Annotated in this window: 15 protein-coding genes; 7 read left to right on the plus strand and 8 right to left on the minus strand. The window is 70.2% G+C overall.

Features of this window, described 5'->3' with window-relative positions; genetic code table 11:
• The first annotated feature begins 1 nt into the window (after window position 1).
• The 3 genes from IU450_RS11545 to IU450_RS11555 are packed head-to-tail and all read left to right on the plus strand — an operon-like array spanning window position 2 to window position 3,092.
• The gene (locus IU450_RS11545; protein ID WP_195149773.1) at window positions 2–784 is read left to right on the plus strand and encodes an enoyl-CoA hydratase/isomerase family protein; all 783 of its coding nucleotides are present in this window, start codon (window positions 2–4) and stop codon (window positions 782–784) included.
• Window positions 781–1,980, plus strand: coding sequence for an acyl-CoA dehydrogenase family protein (locus tag IU450_RS11550; protein ID WP_195149774.1), 1,200 nt, complete (start codon window positions 781–783; stop codon window positions 1,978–1,980). The genes IU450_RS11545 and IU450_RS11550 overlap by 4 nt, the downstream gene beginning before the upstream one ends.
• Window positions 1,977–3,092 carry an acyl-CoA dehydrogenase family protein gene (locus IU450_RS11555; protein ID WP_195149775.1) on the plus strand — a complete coding sequence of 372 codons (1,116 nt, stop codon included), beginning with the start codon at window positions 1,977–1,979 and terminating at the stop codon, window positions 3,090–3,092. Before IU450_RS11550 ends, IU450_RS11555 begins: the two co-directional genes overlap by 4 nt.
• Before the next feature lie 46 nt (window positions 3,093–3,138).
• On the opposite strand, the gene bfr is transcribed toward IU450_RS11555, so the two are convergent.
• From bfr to IU450_RS11590, 7 genes are all read right to left on the minus strand, one after another.
• Window positions 3,139–3,618 carry a bacterioferritin gene (gene bfr / locus IU450_RS11560; protein ID WP_067807548.1) on the minus strand — a complete coding sequence of 160 codons (480 nt, stop codon included), beginning with the start codon at window positions 3,616–3,618 and terminating at the stop codon, window positions 3,139–3,141.
• A 58-nt stretch (window positions 3,619–3,676) separates the two neighbouring features.
• Entirely contained in the window at window positions 3,677–3,868 is a 192-nt protein-coding gene (locus tag IU450_RS11565) for a (2Fe-2S)-binding protein (protein ID WP_083888136.1), read from the minus strand.
• A gap of 177 nt (window positions 3,869–4,045) precedes the next feature.
• Entirely contained in the window at window positions 4,046–5,755 is a 1,710-nt protein-coding gene (locus tag IU450_RS11570) for a class I adenylate-forming enzyme family protein (RefSeq protein ID WP_228834435.1), read from the minus strand.
• A gap of 9 nt (window positions 5,756–5,764) precedes the next feature.
• Window positions 5,765–6,958, minus strand: a complete 1,194-nt coding sequence (locus IU450_RS11575; protein WP_195149777.1) for an FAS1-like dehydratase domain-containing protein — start codon at window positions 6,956–6,958, stop codon at window positions 5,765–5,767.
• A gap of 13 nt (window positions 6,959–6,971) precedes the next feature.
• Window positions 6,972–7,955 (minus strand): MDR family oxidoreductase, encoded by a 984-nt coding sequence (locus IU450_RS11580; RefSeq protein WP_195149778.1) that lies wholly within the window; start codon window positions 7,953–7,955, stop codon window positions 6,972–6,974.
• Window positions 7,956–8,103: 148 nt separating this feature from the next.
• Entirely contained in the window at window positions 8,104–8,880 is a 777-nt protein-coding gene (locus IU450_RS11585) for an SDR family NAD(P)-dependent oxidoreductase (RefSeq protein ID WP_324197629.1), read from the minus strand.
• A complete protein-coding gene (locus IU450_RS11590; RefSeq protein ID WP_324197630.1) occupies window positions 8,877–10,415 on the minus strand; it encodes a class I adenylate-forming enzyme family protein in 1,539 nt (512 codons plus the stop codon). The genes IU450_RS11585 and IU450_RS11590 overlap by 4 nt, the downstream gene beginning before the upstream one ends.
• Before the next feature lie 118 nt (window positions 10,416–10,533).
• On the opposite strand from IU450_RS11590, the gene IU450_RS11595 reads away from it, so the two are divergent.
• The 4 genes from IU450_RS11595 to IU450_RS11610 all read left to right on the plus strand — a co-directional run bounded on the left by IU450_RS11595 (window position 10,534) and on the right by IU450_RS11610 (window position 14,219).
• Entirely contained in the window at window positions 10,534–11,709 is a 1,176-nt protein-coding gene (locus IU450_RS11595) for a CaiB/BaiF CoA transferase family protein (protein ID WP_195149780.1), read from the plus strand.
• Window positions 11,706–12,977: an acetyl-CoA hydrolase/transferase family protein gene (locus IU450_RS11600; RefSeq protein ID WP_324197631.1), complete on the plus strand. Its 1,272-nt coding sequence runs from the start codon at window positions 11,706–11,708 to the stop codon at window positions 12,975–12,977. Before IU450_RS11595 ends, IU450_RS11600 begins: the two co-directional genes overlap by 4 nt.
• Window positions 12,977–13,744: an enoyl-CoA hydratase/isomerase family protein gene (locus tag IU450_RS11605; RefSeq protein WP_195149781.1), complete on the plus strand. Its 768-nt coding sequence runs from the start codon at window positions 12,977–12,979 to the stop codon at window positions 13,742–13,744. Before IU450_RS11600 ends, IU450_RS11605 begins: the two co-directional genes overlap by 1 nt.
• A 160-nt stretch (window positions 13,745–13,904) precedes the next feature.
• The gene (locus IU450_RS11610; RefSeq protein ID WP_195149782.1) at window positions 13,905–14,219 is read left to right on the plus strand and encodes a 2Fe-2S iron-sulfur cluster-binding protein; all 315 of its coding nucleotides are present in this window, start codon (window positions 13,905–13,907) and stop codon (window positions 14,217–14,219) included.
• Window positions 14,220–14,266: 47 nt separating this feature from the next.
• Here the strand turns inward: IU450_RS11610 and IU450_RS11615 are convergent, their stop codons facing one another.
• Window positions 14,267–15,274 carry an NADPH:quinone oxidoreductase family protein gene (locus IU450_RS11615; protein WP_195149783.1) on the minus strand — a complete coding sequence of 336 codons (1,008 nt, stop codon included), beginning with the start codon at window positions 15,272–15,274 and terminating at the stop codon, window positions 14,267–14,269.
• Between the last annotated feature and the right edge of the window lies 1 nt (window position 15,275).

The following is a 15,275-nucleotide window of genomic DNA, read 5'->3' on the forward strand; positions in this document are numbered from 1 at the left end:
CATGCGCTACGACCTGCCCGACGCGCTGACCGTGTCCTCCGAAGGGCCGGTGCGGATCGTCGTCATCGACCGCCCCGGCGAACTCAACGCGGTGAACGCCGAGTTGCACCGAGCGCTGGCGCAGGTATGGCGACAGCTGGCCGCGGACCGGGAGGCCAGAGTGGTGATCCTCACCGGCTCCGGCCGGGCGTTCAGCGCGGGTGGCGACCTGGACTGGATCACCTCTTTCCTGGACGACACGGTCGCGCGGGACGAGAGCATCCGCGAAGGCGCCCAGATCATCGAGGAGATGCTGCGCTTTCCGTTGCCGGTGATCGCCGCGGTGAACGGTGCCGCGATGGGGCTCGGCGCCAGCCTGGCGGTGCTGTGCGACGTCGTGCTGATGTCGGATCGCGCGTACCTGGCCGATCCGCACGTCGCCGTCGGGCTGGTCGCCGGGGACGGCGGCGCCGCGTTCTGGCCGCTGCTCACTCCCATCCTGCGGACGCGGGAATACCTGTACACCGGCGACCGGATCGATGCCGCCACCGCCGTCGAAGTCGGACTGGCGTCGCGGGTCGTCGCCGCGGACGAATTGCTCGACGAGGCACGGAAACTGGCCGTCCGGTTGGCCGCCCTGCCGCCGGAAGCGCTGCGCAGCACGAAACGGGTCGTCAACATGTACCTTTCCCAAGCGCTCGGCGGTCCGATGCAGGCCGGTTTCGCCGCCGAGGTGGTCAGCATGCAGTCACCGGAGCACCGGGAGCGGCTGCTGGCGTTGCGACAGCGGGCCCGGGCGCGGTGACCGGGCACGACCTCGACGAGTTCCGCGGCGAGGTCCGGGACTGGTGCCGCACGCACGTGCCTGCCGAGTGGCGGCGGGCGCAGACCGGCCCCACGGACGCGGAATTCGTATGCTTCCAGCACGATTGGTTCCAGCGGCTACGCCATGCCGGATACGCGGTGCCGCACTGGCCGCGCGAATACGGCGGCGGCATGTCCGTCCCGGAACAGATCGTGCTGTACCAGGAACTCGCCGCCCACGACGCGCCGCGACCGGTGCTGGCCTTCGTGGCCGTTCATCACGCGGCCGCGACGTTGCTGGCGGCGGGCACCGAGGAGCAGCGGCGACGGCACCTCCCCGCGATCCTGGACGGCGAGATCTGGGTCCAGGGTTTCTCCGAACCCGGCGCCGGGTCCGATCTGGCGGCATTGCAGACCAGCGCCCGCCACGACGGTGACGGTTATGTCGTGACCGGGCAGAAGGTATGGGCCAGCGGCGCGCAGTACGCGGACTGGTGCCTGCTGCTGGCTCGCACCGACCAGGCCGCCCCGAAGCGGCGCGGGATCTCCTACTTCCTGCTGGATATGCGCAGCCCCGGCATCGAGGTGCGCCCGATCCGGCAGGCCACCGGGGAATCGCACTTCTGCGAGATTTTCCTGGACGAGGTGCGGATCCCGGCCGCCGCGCTGGTCGGCGCGGAGAACGCGGGTTGGCAGGTGGCGCAGCAGACGCTCGGCGCCGAACGCGGCCTCACCATGCTGGAACTGTCCGAACGGCTCGGCAACGCCGGATTCCGCCGGCTGGTCGAGGCTTGCGAGCGGGCCGATGCCGGTGGCGTGCGGCCGATCGATGACGCGCTGGTGGCCGACCGGCTGGCCGCGCTCGACATCGAGATCGCCGGCTTGCGCGCATTGTGCCGCGACCTGGTGGAGCGGCACGACGCGGGCCGCGTGGGCCCGGCCGACGCTTCCGTCGTGAAGTTGTACTACAGCGAATTGTTGCAGCGGATGACAGATTTCGGCGCGGAGGTGGGGGGAGTGGCCGCGCACACGATGCTGCGCAAACCGATGTCCGGCGGCTGGGAATCGGGCGCCTGGGTGCTCGACTTCATCGGCTCCTGGGAATGGACCATTCCGGGCGGGACCAGCGAGATCCAGCGCACCATCATCGCGGAGCGCGGACTCGGCCTGCCCAGGGAACCGGCGGGGACACGATGATCGACGAATTCGCCGAGATCCACGACGAAATGCGTGCGGTGGCACGCGACCTGCTCGGCAAAGCCGATTCCGCGTCTGCGCTCGACTGGTCGCTGATCGCCCGCTCCGGGTGGCTCGGTCTGGAAGCGCCCGGCGAATTCGACGGCGCCGACGCCACTTTCGCCGAAGTCGCGGTGATCCTCCAGGAGATGGGCCGAGCGGTCGCCCGCACTGCGTACCCTTCGGTCGCGGTGCTCGCCGTCGGCGCGCTCGGCCTGCTGGAGCCTCATCCACAACGAGACGAATTGTTCCGCGGCACCGTCGCCGGTGCGGTGGTGCCGGTGGTCGCGCTCACCGGAGAGGAGCGGGTCGGCGCCGTGCCGCCCGGAGCAGGCTCCGCGCCCGCCGATCTCGCGCCGTTTCGGCTCGTGCCGGATACCGACGGCCTGCGCCTGCGCGGTAACGCCGATTTCGTGCTCGACGCGCCCGGCGCAGACCGGCTACTGGTGCCCGCCCGCCATCCCGGCGGCGAGGTCGTGCTCGCGGCAGTGGACCCCGATGTTCCCGGGATTGCCGTCACCGCGCGACCGGTGGTCGACGCGACCCGCGGTCTGGGGCGCGTGAGCGCCGACGGCGTCGCGGTGGCGCCGTCGGCGGTGTGGCGATTCCGCGGCGACGGAGAGCGCGCCGTGCGGCGGTTGTACGACCGGGCCGCGGTCGCGACGGCCTGCGACAGCCTCGGGCTGAGCGAGGCCATGCTCGCGGCCACCGTCGACTACGCCAAGGTGCGCGAGCAGTTCGGTCGTCCGATCGGTTCCTTCCAGGCCGTCAAACACGCCTGCGCGGACATGCTGGTGCAGGTGTCGGTGGCCGGGCAGCTGGTGGCGGCCGCCGTTCGAGCCCAGGTGACGTCGGCGCCGGACGCAGGCGACGCGGCGTCGATGGCCAAGGCGTACAGCACCGACACCGCGGTGCGGGTGGCGGGAAAGGCCATGCAATTGCACGGCGGCATGGGCTACACCTGGGAAAGCGGGATCCACGCATACCTCAAGCGGGCCACGCTCGATCGTTCCCTCTTCGGTACGCCTGCCGAGCATCGGAAACGACTGGCCCGGCGGTACGCCTCGGCGTAGTGCGGGGCGTACGGCCGGGCAGCCTTTCGGGCGCCCGGATACCGGGTCAGTCGTCCGGAGTTTCGGTGAAGCGCTGGAGGTACAGCGGCTCGCCCAGCTTCTCCACCAGATCGAGCTCGGTCTCCAGGTAGTCGACGTGCTGCTCTTCGTCTTCGAGGATGTGCTCGAAGATGCGAGCCGAGGTCACGTCGCCGCGCGAACGCATCAACTCGATGCCCCGGCGCAGCCGTTCGACCGCTTCCAACTCGATCTGAAGATCGGCCCGCAGTTGCTCGGGAACGCTCTGTCCGATGCGCAGCGGGTTCAGCTTCTGGTAGTTGGGCAGCCCCTCCAGGAACAGAATCCGGTCGGTGAGCAGCTCGGCGTGCTTCATCTCGTCGATCGATTCGTGCCGAGTGTGCCGCGCCAGCTTGGTGAAACCCCAGTTCTCCTGCATCTTGGCGTGCAGGAAGTACTGGTTGATCGCCGTGAGTTCGGCCGTCAGTTGCTCGTTGAGCAACGCCACGATGTCCTTGTCGCCGTCCATAGCAGCGATCGTGGCACAAAATGTGCGCAGCGCGGCAGAGACCGCCTGGTGTGTCGGATCAGGCGGCCGAGGGCTGTGCTCCGGTCGTCGCGCGGGCACGGCCGATCACCTCGGCCAATCGCGCCGTGCAACTGCCGCAGCCGGGCTTCCAGCCGCAGGCGTTCTTCACTTGGCGGACACTGTCGGCCCCGGCCGCAACGCAGGTGTGCACGTCACCTTCGGACAGCGCGTTACAGATGCACACGTACATGAAGCCTCACAGCCAGGGTCACCAATTCACTGAGGTTAGCCTCGACTAACGAGGTAAGCCTCCCCTAATGTATAGCACCTGCGGCCGATAGTGTGAAGTCCGGTAGGGGCCGTGTCGCGGTTCCGCGCTTCGCCGGGCTGCGGCCGGGCCGGACACCCGAGGGCAGGCATCGGAGCGCTAGCCCTCGGCCAGCCGTTTCGCGGCGAGCTGCCGCAGGTCACTGGACTTGATCTTCGCGCTGCCGGTGAGCGCGATGTCCTCCTCGGCGAACAACAGCACATGCCGCGGCACCTTGTAGCTGGCCAACCGCTCCCGCAGGAACGCGCGGACCGCCGCGCCGTCGACCGTCGCGTCCGCGTGGGGCACCACGCACGCCACCACCACCTCGCCGAGCGTCTCGTGCGCGACGCCGACCGTCCGCGCGACCTTGACGCCGGGAAACCGGATCAACGCTTCGTCGACCTCCAGCGGCGAGACATTCGCGCCGCCGGTCTTGATCAGGTCGGTCAGCCGCCCCTCCCAGTACAGCCGGTCCGCGTCGTCGAGGTAGCCGCCGTCGCCGGTGTGGAAGTAGCCGTCGGAGTCGAGCGTCTCGTCCAGCGCGGTGCCGAGATAGCCGAGCATGAGCGTCGGCCCCTTGACGCAGATCTCCCCGCGCTCGCCGCGCGCGAGGACAGCGCCGGTGAGCGGGTCGACGATCTTGACGGTATTGCCGGGCAGCGGTTTACCGCTGCTGCCCGCGATCTCGTCAGCCGGTGTGTCGGCGGGAAAGCAGGTGGTGATGGTGAAGGTCTCGGTGTTGCCGTACGCGTGCCCCGGCTCGGTCCAGCTGGTCGAGACATCGGGGTGCCGCGCCGCGGGGGTCTTCACGTCCACGAATCGCAGGCTGCTCAGATCGGTCGTCGACCAGTTGAGCGCGCTTTCCAGCTGCGCCCACTGGTGCGGCCATGCGACCGGGAAGTTCACCCGCTCGGCCTGCATCAACGCCAGGGCGCCGGCGGCGTCGAAGGTCGATTGCAGCACCAGGCTGCCGCCCGCGGCCAGGGTGGCGCCGAGCGCCTGGCCGAAGTTGCCGGACCAGAAGAAGCCGTTGGCGGTCCAGCAGCGCACGTGGTCGTCCGGGCCGAAGCCGAACATGCGGCGGAACCGCCACATCTGGATGGCGACGCCGCGGTGGGCGCTGCGGATGCCTTTCGGCTTGCTGGTGGTCCCCGACGAGAAGAACAGCACCGCGGTGTCGCTGGGCTGCACCGTGGCCGCTGTCGCCTCGATCAGTTCCGGTGGCTCGGCGTGCCCACGTGCCAGGAACGTGGGCCAGGAATCGATCGCTGCGCCCGGCGCCGGCTCGCCGACCACCGCCAGGTGACGCAGGAACGGGTAGGCCGCCGAGCGCACGGCGCCCGGTGAGGCGACGCCGATCGCCGGTTCCAGTCCGGTCAGCACGGCGGCGAAATCCTTGTTCGCCACGGTCCGTTCGAACAGCAGTACCGAGACACCGGACAGGCGCAGCAGGTGGTCGAGTTCCGCGGGGCTGGAGAAGGTGCTGAACGCGACGGCCACCGCGCCGGCCAGCGAGGCGCCGAAGACGGCCGAGAGCCACTCCGGCCGATTCGTCATCAGCACGCCGACCCGGCTGTCCTTGCCCACCCCGCATGCGCGCAGGGCGCGCGCCACTTCGGTGGCGCGCTCCCACAGCTCGGCGTAGGTCCAGCGGATGACGCCGGTGCCGGCGTGCGCGACGAGCGCTTCGCGGTCGCCGTATCGCTCGGTGACCTCGCGCAGGAAACCGGGCAGGGTGAGCGGTCCGAGACCGGGCTCGTCGGACAGCGGCGGGCCGGTGGCGATCGCCACGGCTCGCGCGCGGGTGTCGTCGGTGTCGGTGGTCATCATCGAACCTCAGTACGGGAGCTCGACCTCGGCGGTGCAGTCCACCAGCACGCCGAAGTCCTGATCGGTCAGCCGCAGTTTCACCTGGACCAGCGGCACGCCCCAGGCCGAATCCGTTTGCTTGCCGATGATCTCGGCGTCGAAATAGGTCACGTCTCCCTCGAAGGCGGGCAGGCGGAAGTCCGCCTTGCTGTGTCGGACCATGCCGTCGTGCCCGGCCCAGTAGGAGAGGTAGTCGGTGCACCAAGCGCCCATGGTGGCGCCGTAGCCGTAGGCACGCGCCATCCCGACCTCGCCCGCCTTGTCGGCGTCGATGTGCCCGCGGGACGGGCCGACGTACAGACCGTCGCGTTTGCGCGGATCGATGCGCGCGCCCTCTTCGTCGAAGGCGAATCCTTCGGTCCAGCCGGGATCCTGGTAGATCCAGGGGTCCTCGATGCCCTCCGGCGCGGTCCAGTGGAAGGTGCCCCAGATGTTGAACAGGAAGGCGCGGTACTCGGTGGTGAAGCCGGCGATGGTGTGCGGTCCGATCACCCGGCGCGGCAGCCGGTCACCGACCTTCACCTCGTCGAAGTGCGGCGAGACGCCGGCGCGGTTGGACAGGATCCACTCATGGCGCAGCGACTCGATCTCGGCCAGCTCCGCGGTGGTCCAGGTCCGCACCGCGCCGAGCTGGTTGTCGTACATGCCGCGCTTGTTGGCCTCCGATGCCAGATAACGGATGGCCGTCGATCTTTCGCGCGCGACGAGCACACCGTTCTGGTTGCGGTGGGTGGTGTCGCCGCGGGAGAACATCGTCGGCCCGGCGAACTTCGTCTCCACCACCTTGTAGTCGTGGAATCGCCGGTCCTGGAACAGTGTGTCGCCCGGACGCACCGGGCACCCGTAGAACCACCATTCCTCGCCGCCGAAGATGAGGTGGCTGCCCGGGATGTGGCCGACACAGGCCGGCTGCGCGCCGTGCCCGTAATCCAGTGCGACCGCGATCGATTGCGGCGCCACGATGCCGCCGTAGCGGGATTCGCGGGCGAATTCCTGGTCCCAGTGCAGCGGATTGGGATAGTCCATCGCCATCACCCAGCGGCGGATGTCGGAGGAACTGCACGGATCCCACAGTTGCCCGCCGCCCACCGGCTTGCCGACCCGGTGGTCGACGTCGGACAGATCGAGTGCCACGGTGGATTTCGTCGATTTCCTGGTCACCAGATGCTCCTGATCAACGATTCACGTCGACGACGATCCGGCCGCGCACGGTGCCGTCGATGAGCCGGACGGCCGCGGTGATCGCCTCGCCGAGGGGGATCTCCTGGGCGATGCTGTCCAGGGCGGCCGGGTCCAGGTCACGGGCGAGCCGTGCCCAGGCGTCCAGCCGCCGCTGCTTGGGCGCCATCACGCTGTCGATGCCCGACAATGTGACCCCGCGCAGGATGAACGGGGCGACCGTGGCCGGGAAGTCCATGCCCTGGGCCAGGCCGCAGGCGGCGACCGCGCCGCCGTACCGGGTCTGGGCGCACGCGTTGGCCAGCGTGTGGCTGCCGACGGTGTCGACCACGCCTGCCCAGCGCTCCTTCTGCAGCGGTTTGCCGCGCTCGGCCAGTTCGGTGCGATCCACCACGGTGCCCGCGCCCAGTTGCTGGAGGTAGGCGGTCTCGGTGGTCTTGCCGGTGGCGGCCGCCACGGTGAACCCGGCCTCGCTCAGCAACGCGATCGCGATGCTGCCCACGCCGCCGGTCGCGCCGGTCACCAGGATCTCGCCCTGGTCGGGACGCACCCCGTGGCGCAGCAGCGCTTCGACGCACAGGCTCGCCGTGTAGCCGGCGGTGCCGATCGCCATCGCCTGACGTGCCGTGAACTCGGCGGGCAGGGGGACCAGCCAGTCCCCGTGCAGGCGGGCTCGCTGACCGAGACCGCCCCAGTGCGTTTCCCCGACGCCCCAGCCGTTGAGGATCACCTCGTCGCCCACCGACCACTCCGCGTGGCTGCTCTCGGTGACGACACCGGCGAGGTCGATGCCGGGGACCATCGGGAACGCGCGCACGACCGGGGACTTACCCGTAATGGCCAGGGCGTCTTTGTAATTGAGGGTGGAGTACGCGACCTCGACGGTGACGTTGCCCTCGGGCAGCGTCGCTTCGTCCACGTCCGTCAGCGTGACCTTCGGTCCCGCCTCGCCCTTCTCGATCAGAACTGCGGCAAACATGCGGGGAGAATTCCCTTCCTGAGACCGGGTGAATGTAAGGTTCGTGAAGCCATTTCCGTAACGGAGAATGTAATTCTCCCAACGAGAAAGCATGCTCCCATCGTCGGATTCGAGTGTCAACCGGCGATTCAGCGGCCGATACCTCCGCTCAACGGGCGGTCCAGCCGCCGTCGACGACGATGGTCTGGCCGGTGACGTACCGGGCGGCGTCCCCGGCCAGCCAGGTGACGGCGCCGACGATGTCCGCGGCATCCGCCTCGACCGGCAGCGGGGTGTTGCGCCGCAGGTAAGCGGCGCCGCGCTCGTCGTCGTAGAGGCTGTCGGTGATCTCGCTGCGGAAGAAGCCGGGCGCCACCGTGTTCACCCGGATCGAATGTCGCGCCCATTGCACGGCCAGTTCGGCGGTGAGGCCGGACAGCCCCGCTTTGCTCGCGGCGTAGGACGCCTGCGGTATTCCGGGCACGCCGACCCGGCCGCTGATGGAGGAGACGTTGACGATGGAGCCGCGGCCCACCGCCCGCATATGCGGGAACACCGCTTGGGCGAGCAGGAACGGGGCCACCAGATTGAGCTCCAGAGTCCGGTGCACGGCGTCGAGTGGCTCGGATTCGGCGCGTTCGGTGGTGAATCGGTTTCCGGCCGCGTTGACCAAGATCTCCGGCGGTCCCAGGCCGTCGGCCACCGCGGTGACCAGGGCACCGATGTCCCCGGGCCGGCTCAGGTCGCACAGCACGGGTAGGCCGCCGAGGCGCCCGGCCAGCTCGGTCAGCCGGTCCGTGCGACGGGCCGCGACAGCGACTCGGGCGCCGAGCGAGGCCAGCGCTTCCGCGACCGCGGCGCCGAGGCCGGACGACGCGCCCGTCACGATCGCCACCCGGCCGTCGAGGTCGAACATGCCAGGGGCGCGTTCGGATCGGGAGGTCACGGTCGCTCCTGTGTCGTGGATCGGGCGGAGGTCACCAGTTCGGTCAGGCGCGTGCGCTCGATCTTGCCCATGGCGTTCACCGGCAGCGCGTCCACCCGGGTCCAGATCTCCGGCACCTTGTATCCCGCCAGTTCGCGCCGGCACAATCGCGCCACGGCGTCGAGATCGACTGTGGGACCCGCGCTTTCGATCACCGCCGCGACTTTCTGGCCGAGTCGCTCGTCCGGCACCGGGCACACGGCGACCTTCGCCACGTCCGGGTGTGTCGCGATGACTCGCTCCACCTCGAGCGGGTAGACGTTCGCCCCGCCCCGGATGATGACCATCTTCTTGCGGTCCAGCACCGAAAGCGTGCCCTCGGCGTCGACGGTGCCGACGTCGCCGGTGGGGATCGGGCCCGGCTCCGGCGGCCGCATGCCACCGGGCTCCCGGTAGCCCAGCATCGGCGTCCACAATCCGGCCCATGGTCCGGTGGCCGCCGCCTTCAGCCGCAACTCGCCGAGCGAGCCGGGCGGCAGTCGATGGCCCTCGTCGTCGTAAGCGGCGACGTCGTAGTGCGGCAGCACCTGGCCGCTGGTGCCGGGGACCCACCCGTCGCCGGGTGGGTCGATCGAGACCACCGTCGGCGCCTCGGTGAGGCCGTAGGTGACGCGCGGCACCGGCCCGTGCGCGGCGGCGAAAGCCACGCGCACCGAGTCCGGTGTGTCGCTGCCGCCGCTCCAGACCTCGCGCAACGAGCCGAGCTCGAGCCCCGGCTTGCGCGCGAGGTCGTAGAGCTGCGCCGGTGCGCCGTTCCAGACCGTGACGCGACGCTCGGCGATCCACTCCGCGACACCGTCGACATCGCGGCGGTTCATGACGACCGCGCAGCCGCGTGCCTGCGCGGTGAGCAGGGTGGACAGCACCATCAAGTTGAGGATCGTCAGCGGGAAGCTGTCGCCCTTGCGCAGCTCGGGCCCCCAGCCGCGGGTCGCCGTCAGCACGGCGCCGGGCAGCAGCAGGTTGCGCTGGCTGTGCACCACGGCCTTGGGTTGCCCGGAGGTGCCGCTGGTGAAGGCGATTCCGGCCGGGGCGTCGATGTCCTGCTCGACTCGCGGCGCGGGCGCCGCACGGTCGAGCAGTGCCGCCCAGTGCTCGGGGTCGACCGCCCGCGGCGAGTCCACCCGACACCGCGGGCCGGCGAGCAGGACGGCCGGTTCGCACAGATCGTGCAGGTGCTGCTGCTCTTTCGCGGTCAGCGCCTCGCCGATGCCCGCCCATACCGCGCCGATGCGCTGTGCGCCGTGGAAGGCCGCCACGATGTCGAGGTCGTTGGGCAGGCAGGCGGCGACGCGGTCGCCGGGACGCACGCCCAGTGACCAGAGCGCGCCCGCCGCGCGGTGGGCGTGGTCGTCGAGTTCGACGTAGGTCCAGGCGCCGGAGGCGGCCTCCACGGCCATGGCGTCCGGGTGGGAGCCGAGGGCGGTGTCCAGCACCTGGGCGATCGGGCGAAGGGCGGGCGCGCCGGGCGGGGCGCCGCCGTTGAAACTGTCCACAGCGTCCTTGATATCACTATCCTTGTAAAGATTCATCAGATAGGCTCACGGCGCCGGTTGTGGGGGCAGGGCGGCGGCGGGGTTGCGAAAGCGGCGGGGTTGCGAAAGGGGCATGGCGATGGCACACAGTGGTCCGCTGTCCGGAGTCCGTGTCGTCGATCTGACGGCGATGGTCATGGGCCCTTATTGCACGCAGATCATGGCCGACATGGGCGCGGACGTGATCAAGATCGAGCCACCGGACGGCGACAACACCCGCTACATCTCGGTCGGCCCGGAACGGGGGATGAGCGGCGTCTTCGTCAATGTCAACCGGGGCAAGCGCAGTGTGGTGCTCGACCTGCGGTCCGAGGACGGCAAGCGGTCGTTGCGCGAACTCATCGGGCAGGCCGACGTATTCATCCATTCCATGCGCGCCTCGGCGATCGGCCGGCTCGGCTTCGGCTACGACGATGTGGCCGCGCTCAATCCCGCGATCGTCTACACCAATTGCTACGGCTACGGACGCCGCGGCCGCGACGCCCGTCTCACCGCTTACGACGACACCATCCAAGCCGAGTGCGGGCTGCCCTTCGTGCAGGAGCGGCTCACCGGCACCGCCGGGTACGTCGGCACCATCATGGCCGACAAGATCGCCGGGATGACCGCGCTGTACGCGACCACGATGGCGCTGTTCCACCGGGAACGCACCGGGGAGGGGCAAGAAGTCGAGGTGGCGATGTTCGAGACGATGGCCGCGTTCATGCTGGTCGAGCACGCCAACGGGGCAATGTTCGATCCGCCGCTGGGGCCCGCGGCCTATCCGCGCGCGGTGACGCCCGACCGCAGGCCCTATCGCACCGCGGACGGCTACCTTTCCGCGCTGGTCTACAACGACAAGCAATGGACGGCGTTCGTCCAGGCGGTGCGCCCGCCGTGGGCAGGCCCGGAGTTCGCCACCCTGGAACAGCGCGCGGCCCGCATCGATACCGTCTACGCCCGCCTCGGTGCGACGTTCCGCGAGCGAACCACCCGCGAGTGGCTGGATCTGCTGCGCTCGCTGGACATTCCGGCCGCGCCGGTCCGCTCGCTGGACGAGCTCTTCGACAATCCGCACCTGGCCGACGCGAACTTCTTCGAAACAGTGGATTCTCCGTATGGAACGGTTAGATTCCCAGGTCCGCCAACCTGGTTCTCCCGCACGCCGGGACGCGTCGCGGGAGCCGCGCCCCGGCTCGGCGCCGACACCGCCGAGGTGCTCGGCCGACTGCCGTCGGCCGCCGACGGTCGCCCGAACGGCCGGGTGCAGCGGTGACCGCGCTGCTCGCGCCCGCCGACCTCGACCTGAGCAGGATCCTGCGAGCGGGTGACCGCATCGTGGTCGGGCAGGCGTGTGGCGAGCCCACCACCTTGATCGAGGCGCTCATCGCGCAGGGCCGCGCGATCGGTGGCGTGTCCGCGTTCATCGCGACGAGCTTCTCCGGACTGTTCACTCCCGCCGCGACCGAGGCATTCGCCCTGTCCAGCATGGGAGCGATCGGTGCGCTGCGATCACTGACCGAAGAGCATCGGCTCGCCATCGTTCCCTGCCACGTCAGCCGGGTGGGACCGATGATCGAAGCCGGAATCCTCGGCTGCGATGTCGCTTTCGTGCAGGTGAGTCCCGCCGACGAGCGCGGCGAGCACAGCTTCGGCCTGGTCAGCGACCATGTGCGCGCGGCGGTGGCGGCGGCGCGCGTCGTGGTCGCCGAAGTCAACGACCGAGTGCCCTTCACGCTGGGGGAGCGGCTGCCGGGCGCCGAAATCGACTACGCCGTCCGGGTTTCCCGGCCGCCGGTGCAGGTGCCGCCCGCGCGGATCGGCCCGGTGGACGAAGCGATCGCCGCCAACGCGGCCGCCTATATCGAGGACGGCGCGGTGCTGCAGATCGGGGTCGGCGCCGTGCCCGACGCCGTGTTGCGCCTGCTGCACGACCGCACCGATCTCGGCGTGCATTCGGGGATGATCGGCGACGGGTTGGTCGATCTGGTCGAATCGGGCGCGGTCACCAACGCGCGCAAGACCATCGACCGCGGGGTGTCGGTCACCGGCGCGCTCATCGGCACCGAGCGCCTGTACCGGTTCGCCGACCGCAACGCGGCGATCCGGATGTGCGCCACCGACTACACCCACGACGCGGGCGTGCTCGCACGGCTGGAGCGGCTGGTCACCATCAATTCCGCCATGGAGGTCGACCTGACCGGGCAGGTGAACGCCGAACAGATCGGTGCGGCCTACCTCGGCGGCACCGGCGGGCAGGTGGACTTCGTCCGCGCGGGCGCCCGTTCGCCGGGCGGTCACGCGATCGTCGCGCTGCGGTCGACCGCCAAAGGCGGCACGGTCAGCCGGATCACCGCCACGTTGTCCGGGCCGGTCACCACGGCGCGCAGTGACGTCGATGTGATCGTCACCGAATTCGGCGCCGCCGAACTCGCCGGGCAGACGCTGGCCGAACGCACCCGCAGGCTGATCGCCGTCGCGCACCCCGATTTTCGCGAAGAGCTGGAACGCGCGGCCCACGTCGTCCAGCGGAGAGGTTTCTGATGTCCGACGCCGTTGTCTTCGAGGCCCGACCCGACGGGATCGCGATCATCACCCTCAATCGGCCGCAACGGCGCAACTGCCTGGCTCGGGACGTGCGAGAGGGCCTGTCCGACGCCTGGGGCCGGTTCGAGCACGACCCCGCGCTGCGTGTCGCGATCCTCACCGGCGCGGGGTCGAAAGCCTTCTGCGCGGGCGGGGATCTCGAGGAGATGGTCGCGACCGGCATGACGGTGCCGCCGCGGGACATGTACCCGCTGCCCTACGACACCCTGGAGCTGTCCAAGCCCACCATCGCGGCAGTCAACGGCGCGGCCTTCGCGGGGGGCTGGATGATCGCCCAGGCATGCGACCTGTGCGTCGCGAGCACCACCGCGACCTTCGCGGTCACCGAGGTGAAAGTGGGCCGCAGCTCGCCGTGGGCCGCGCCGCTGATCCACATGATCCCGCAGCGGGTGATGATGGAGATCCTGCTGACCGGCAAGCCGATCGATGCGCGGCGGGCCTACGAGATCGGGCTGGTGAACCGGTTGGCCGAACCGGCCGATCTGATGGACACCGCGCTCGGACTGGCAGCCGAGATCCTCGCGGGCGCTCCGCTTTCGGTGCGAGCCGCTCGGGAGACGGTCATGCTCGCGACCGAGATGGGGCGCTCGGCCGCGCTGCAAGCCGCGCGGCACGCCTCGGTGCGCTGCTACACCAGCGAGGACGCACAGGAGGGTCCGCGCGCGTTCGCCGAGAAGCGCAGCCCGCGCTGGACGGGCCGCTGACCCGGCCCGCCATCGGCCGTGTGTCGCCCTGTTGACCCCTTTGGAAGAACCATGCTAAGCATGTGCACAGCACAGCATGCTGGGTGAGTGCTCAGTCTGCGCCGGAACGGCGATCGCGACGTCGGCGCTGTGCGTCCCCACCGATCAGGAGTGTGCCGTCATGGCCGTGTCCCCACTGCCCGAGTCGCCGGAATCGGTCACCTGCGCGGTGGTGACCGTGCTGTTGGACGGCGCGAAGTCCACCATCGAGGCGCGTCCCGGCGAGACCGTGCTCGAGGCCGCGAAGCGAGCCGGGCTCAACCCGCCGTTCGCCTGTGAGGAGGGAAACTGCGGCACCTGCATGGCGCGGCTCGTCGAGGGTCGCGTCGAGATGCGGGTGAACGATGCGCTCACCGACGAGGACGTGGCCGAGGGTTATGTGCTCACCTGTCAGTCCGTCCCGCAGACCCCGTCGGTGGGCGTCGACTACGTGTGATCCGATCACGCGGCCGCGCGGACCCGAGAGTGCCCGCGGTGCACGGATCAGCCGGTCGCGCCGGAGCCCGCCGCGCTGATCGGCCGGTCGCCGCACACGTCCACCAGGACCTTGCCGATCGCGCGGCCGTCGGCGACGTGCCGCAGCGCGGCGGCCACCTGTTCGAGCGGGTAACCCGCGCCTATGTGCGGCCGGACGTGCCCGCCCGCCAGCAGCGCCGCGAGTTCGCCCTCGTTGCGTCGGTATTCGGCCGGATCGAGATCCTGGAACTGGAACCCCAGTAGCCGTATGCCTTTGATCAGCACCACGTTCAGCGGGATACGCGGGATGACGCCGGAGGCGTAGCCGACCGTGACGAAACGCCCGCGGCGGGCCAGTGACCGCATGGCGGGTTCGGCGAGGTCACCACCGACCGGATCGATGACTGCGTCGGCGCCGTCGGGCAGCCCGTCGCGCAGTGCGTCGCGTAACGGCCTATCGGTGTGATCGATCAGATGCCGGGCGCCGTATCGGCCTGCGGCGGCGAGCTTCTCCGCCGAGGAGGCCACCGCGGTGACCTCGGCCCCCATGTGCGTGGCCAGTTGCACGGCGGCCAGCCCGACCCCGCCGCCCGCGCCGAGCACGATCACCCGGTCGCGCGCGCCGACCCGCGCCACCGACCGCAGCGCGTGGTAGGCGGTGCGATGGGCCACGCCGAAGGCCGCGGCGGTCCGCAGATCCACGCCCGGGGGTATCCGGGTCAGCGCGGCGGGCGTCACCACCACCTCTTCGGCGAAAGCGCCGAACAACCCGGTGCCGGTCACCCGGTCGCCGATCGCGAATCCGGTTACATCGTCGCCGAGTTCCTCGACGATGCCGGCGAATTCGCTGCCGGGCACGAACGGCGGCGCGACGCTGACCTGATACTTGTCGGCGATCAGCAGCACATCCGGGAAATTGACCGCCGCGGCGGCGACCCGGACCCGTACCTGGCCTGCGGCCGGTCGCGGCGCGGCCGACTCCCGCAGCTGCACCACCTCCGGCGGCCCGTATGCCGGGCAGACAGCCGCCCGCACC

The organism is Nocardia abscessus, from assembly GCF_015477775.1.
In the GTDB taxonomy this organism is placed as follows: domain Bacteria; phylum Actinomycetota; class Actinomycetes; order Mycobacteriales; family Mycobacteriaceae; genus Nocardia; species Nocardia abscessus_A.

Excerpts from the sequence above, each read along its gene's own strand:
- IU450_RS11545 (WP_195149773.1), top strand. The coding sequence starts at position 2 with ATGCGCTACGACCTGCCCGACGCGCTGACCGTGTCCTCCGAAGGGCCG.
- IU450_RS11555 (WP_195149775.1), top strand. The coding sequence starts at position 1,977 with ATGATCGACGAATTCGCCGAGATCCACGACGAAATGCGTGCGGTGGCA.
- bfr (WP_067807548.1), bottom strand. The coding sequence starts at position 3,618 with ATGGACGGCGACAAGGACATCGTGGCGTTGCTCAACGAGCAACTGACG.
- IU450_RS11565 (WP_083888136.1), bottom strand. The coding sequence starts at position 3,868 with ATGTACGTGTGCATCTGTAACGCGCTGTCCGAAGGTGACGTGCACACC.
- IU450_RS11570 (WP_228834435.1), bottom strand. The coding sequence starts at position 5,755 with ATGACCACCGACACCGACGACACCCGCGCGCGAGCCGTGGCGATCGCC.
- IU450_RS11580 (WP_195149778.1), bottom strand. The coding sequence starts at position 7,955 with ATGTTTGCCGCAGTTCTGATCGAGAAGGGCGAGGCGGGACCGAAGGTC.
- IU450_RS11595 (WP_195149780.1), top strand. The coding sequence starts at position 10,534 with ATGGCACACAGTGGTCCGCTGTCCGGAGTCCGTGTCGTCGATCTGACG.
- IU450_RS11605 (WP_195149781.1), top strand. The coding sequence starts at position 12,977 with ATGTCCGACGCCGTTGTCTTCGAGGCCCGACCCGACGGGATCGCGATC.
- IU450_RS11610 (WP_195149782.1), top strand. The coding sequence starts at position 13,905 with ATGGCCGTGTCCCCACTGCCCGAGTCGCCGGAATCGGTCACCTGCGCG.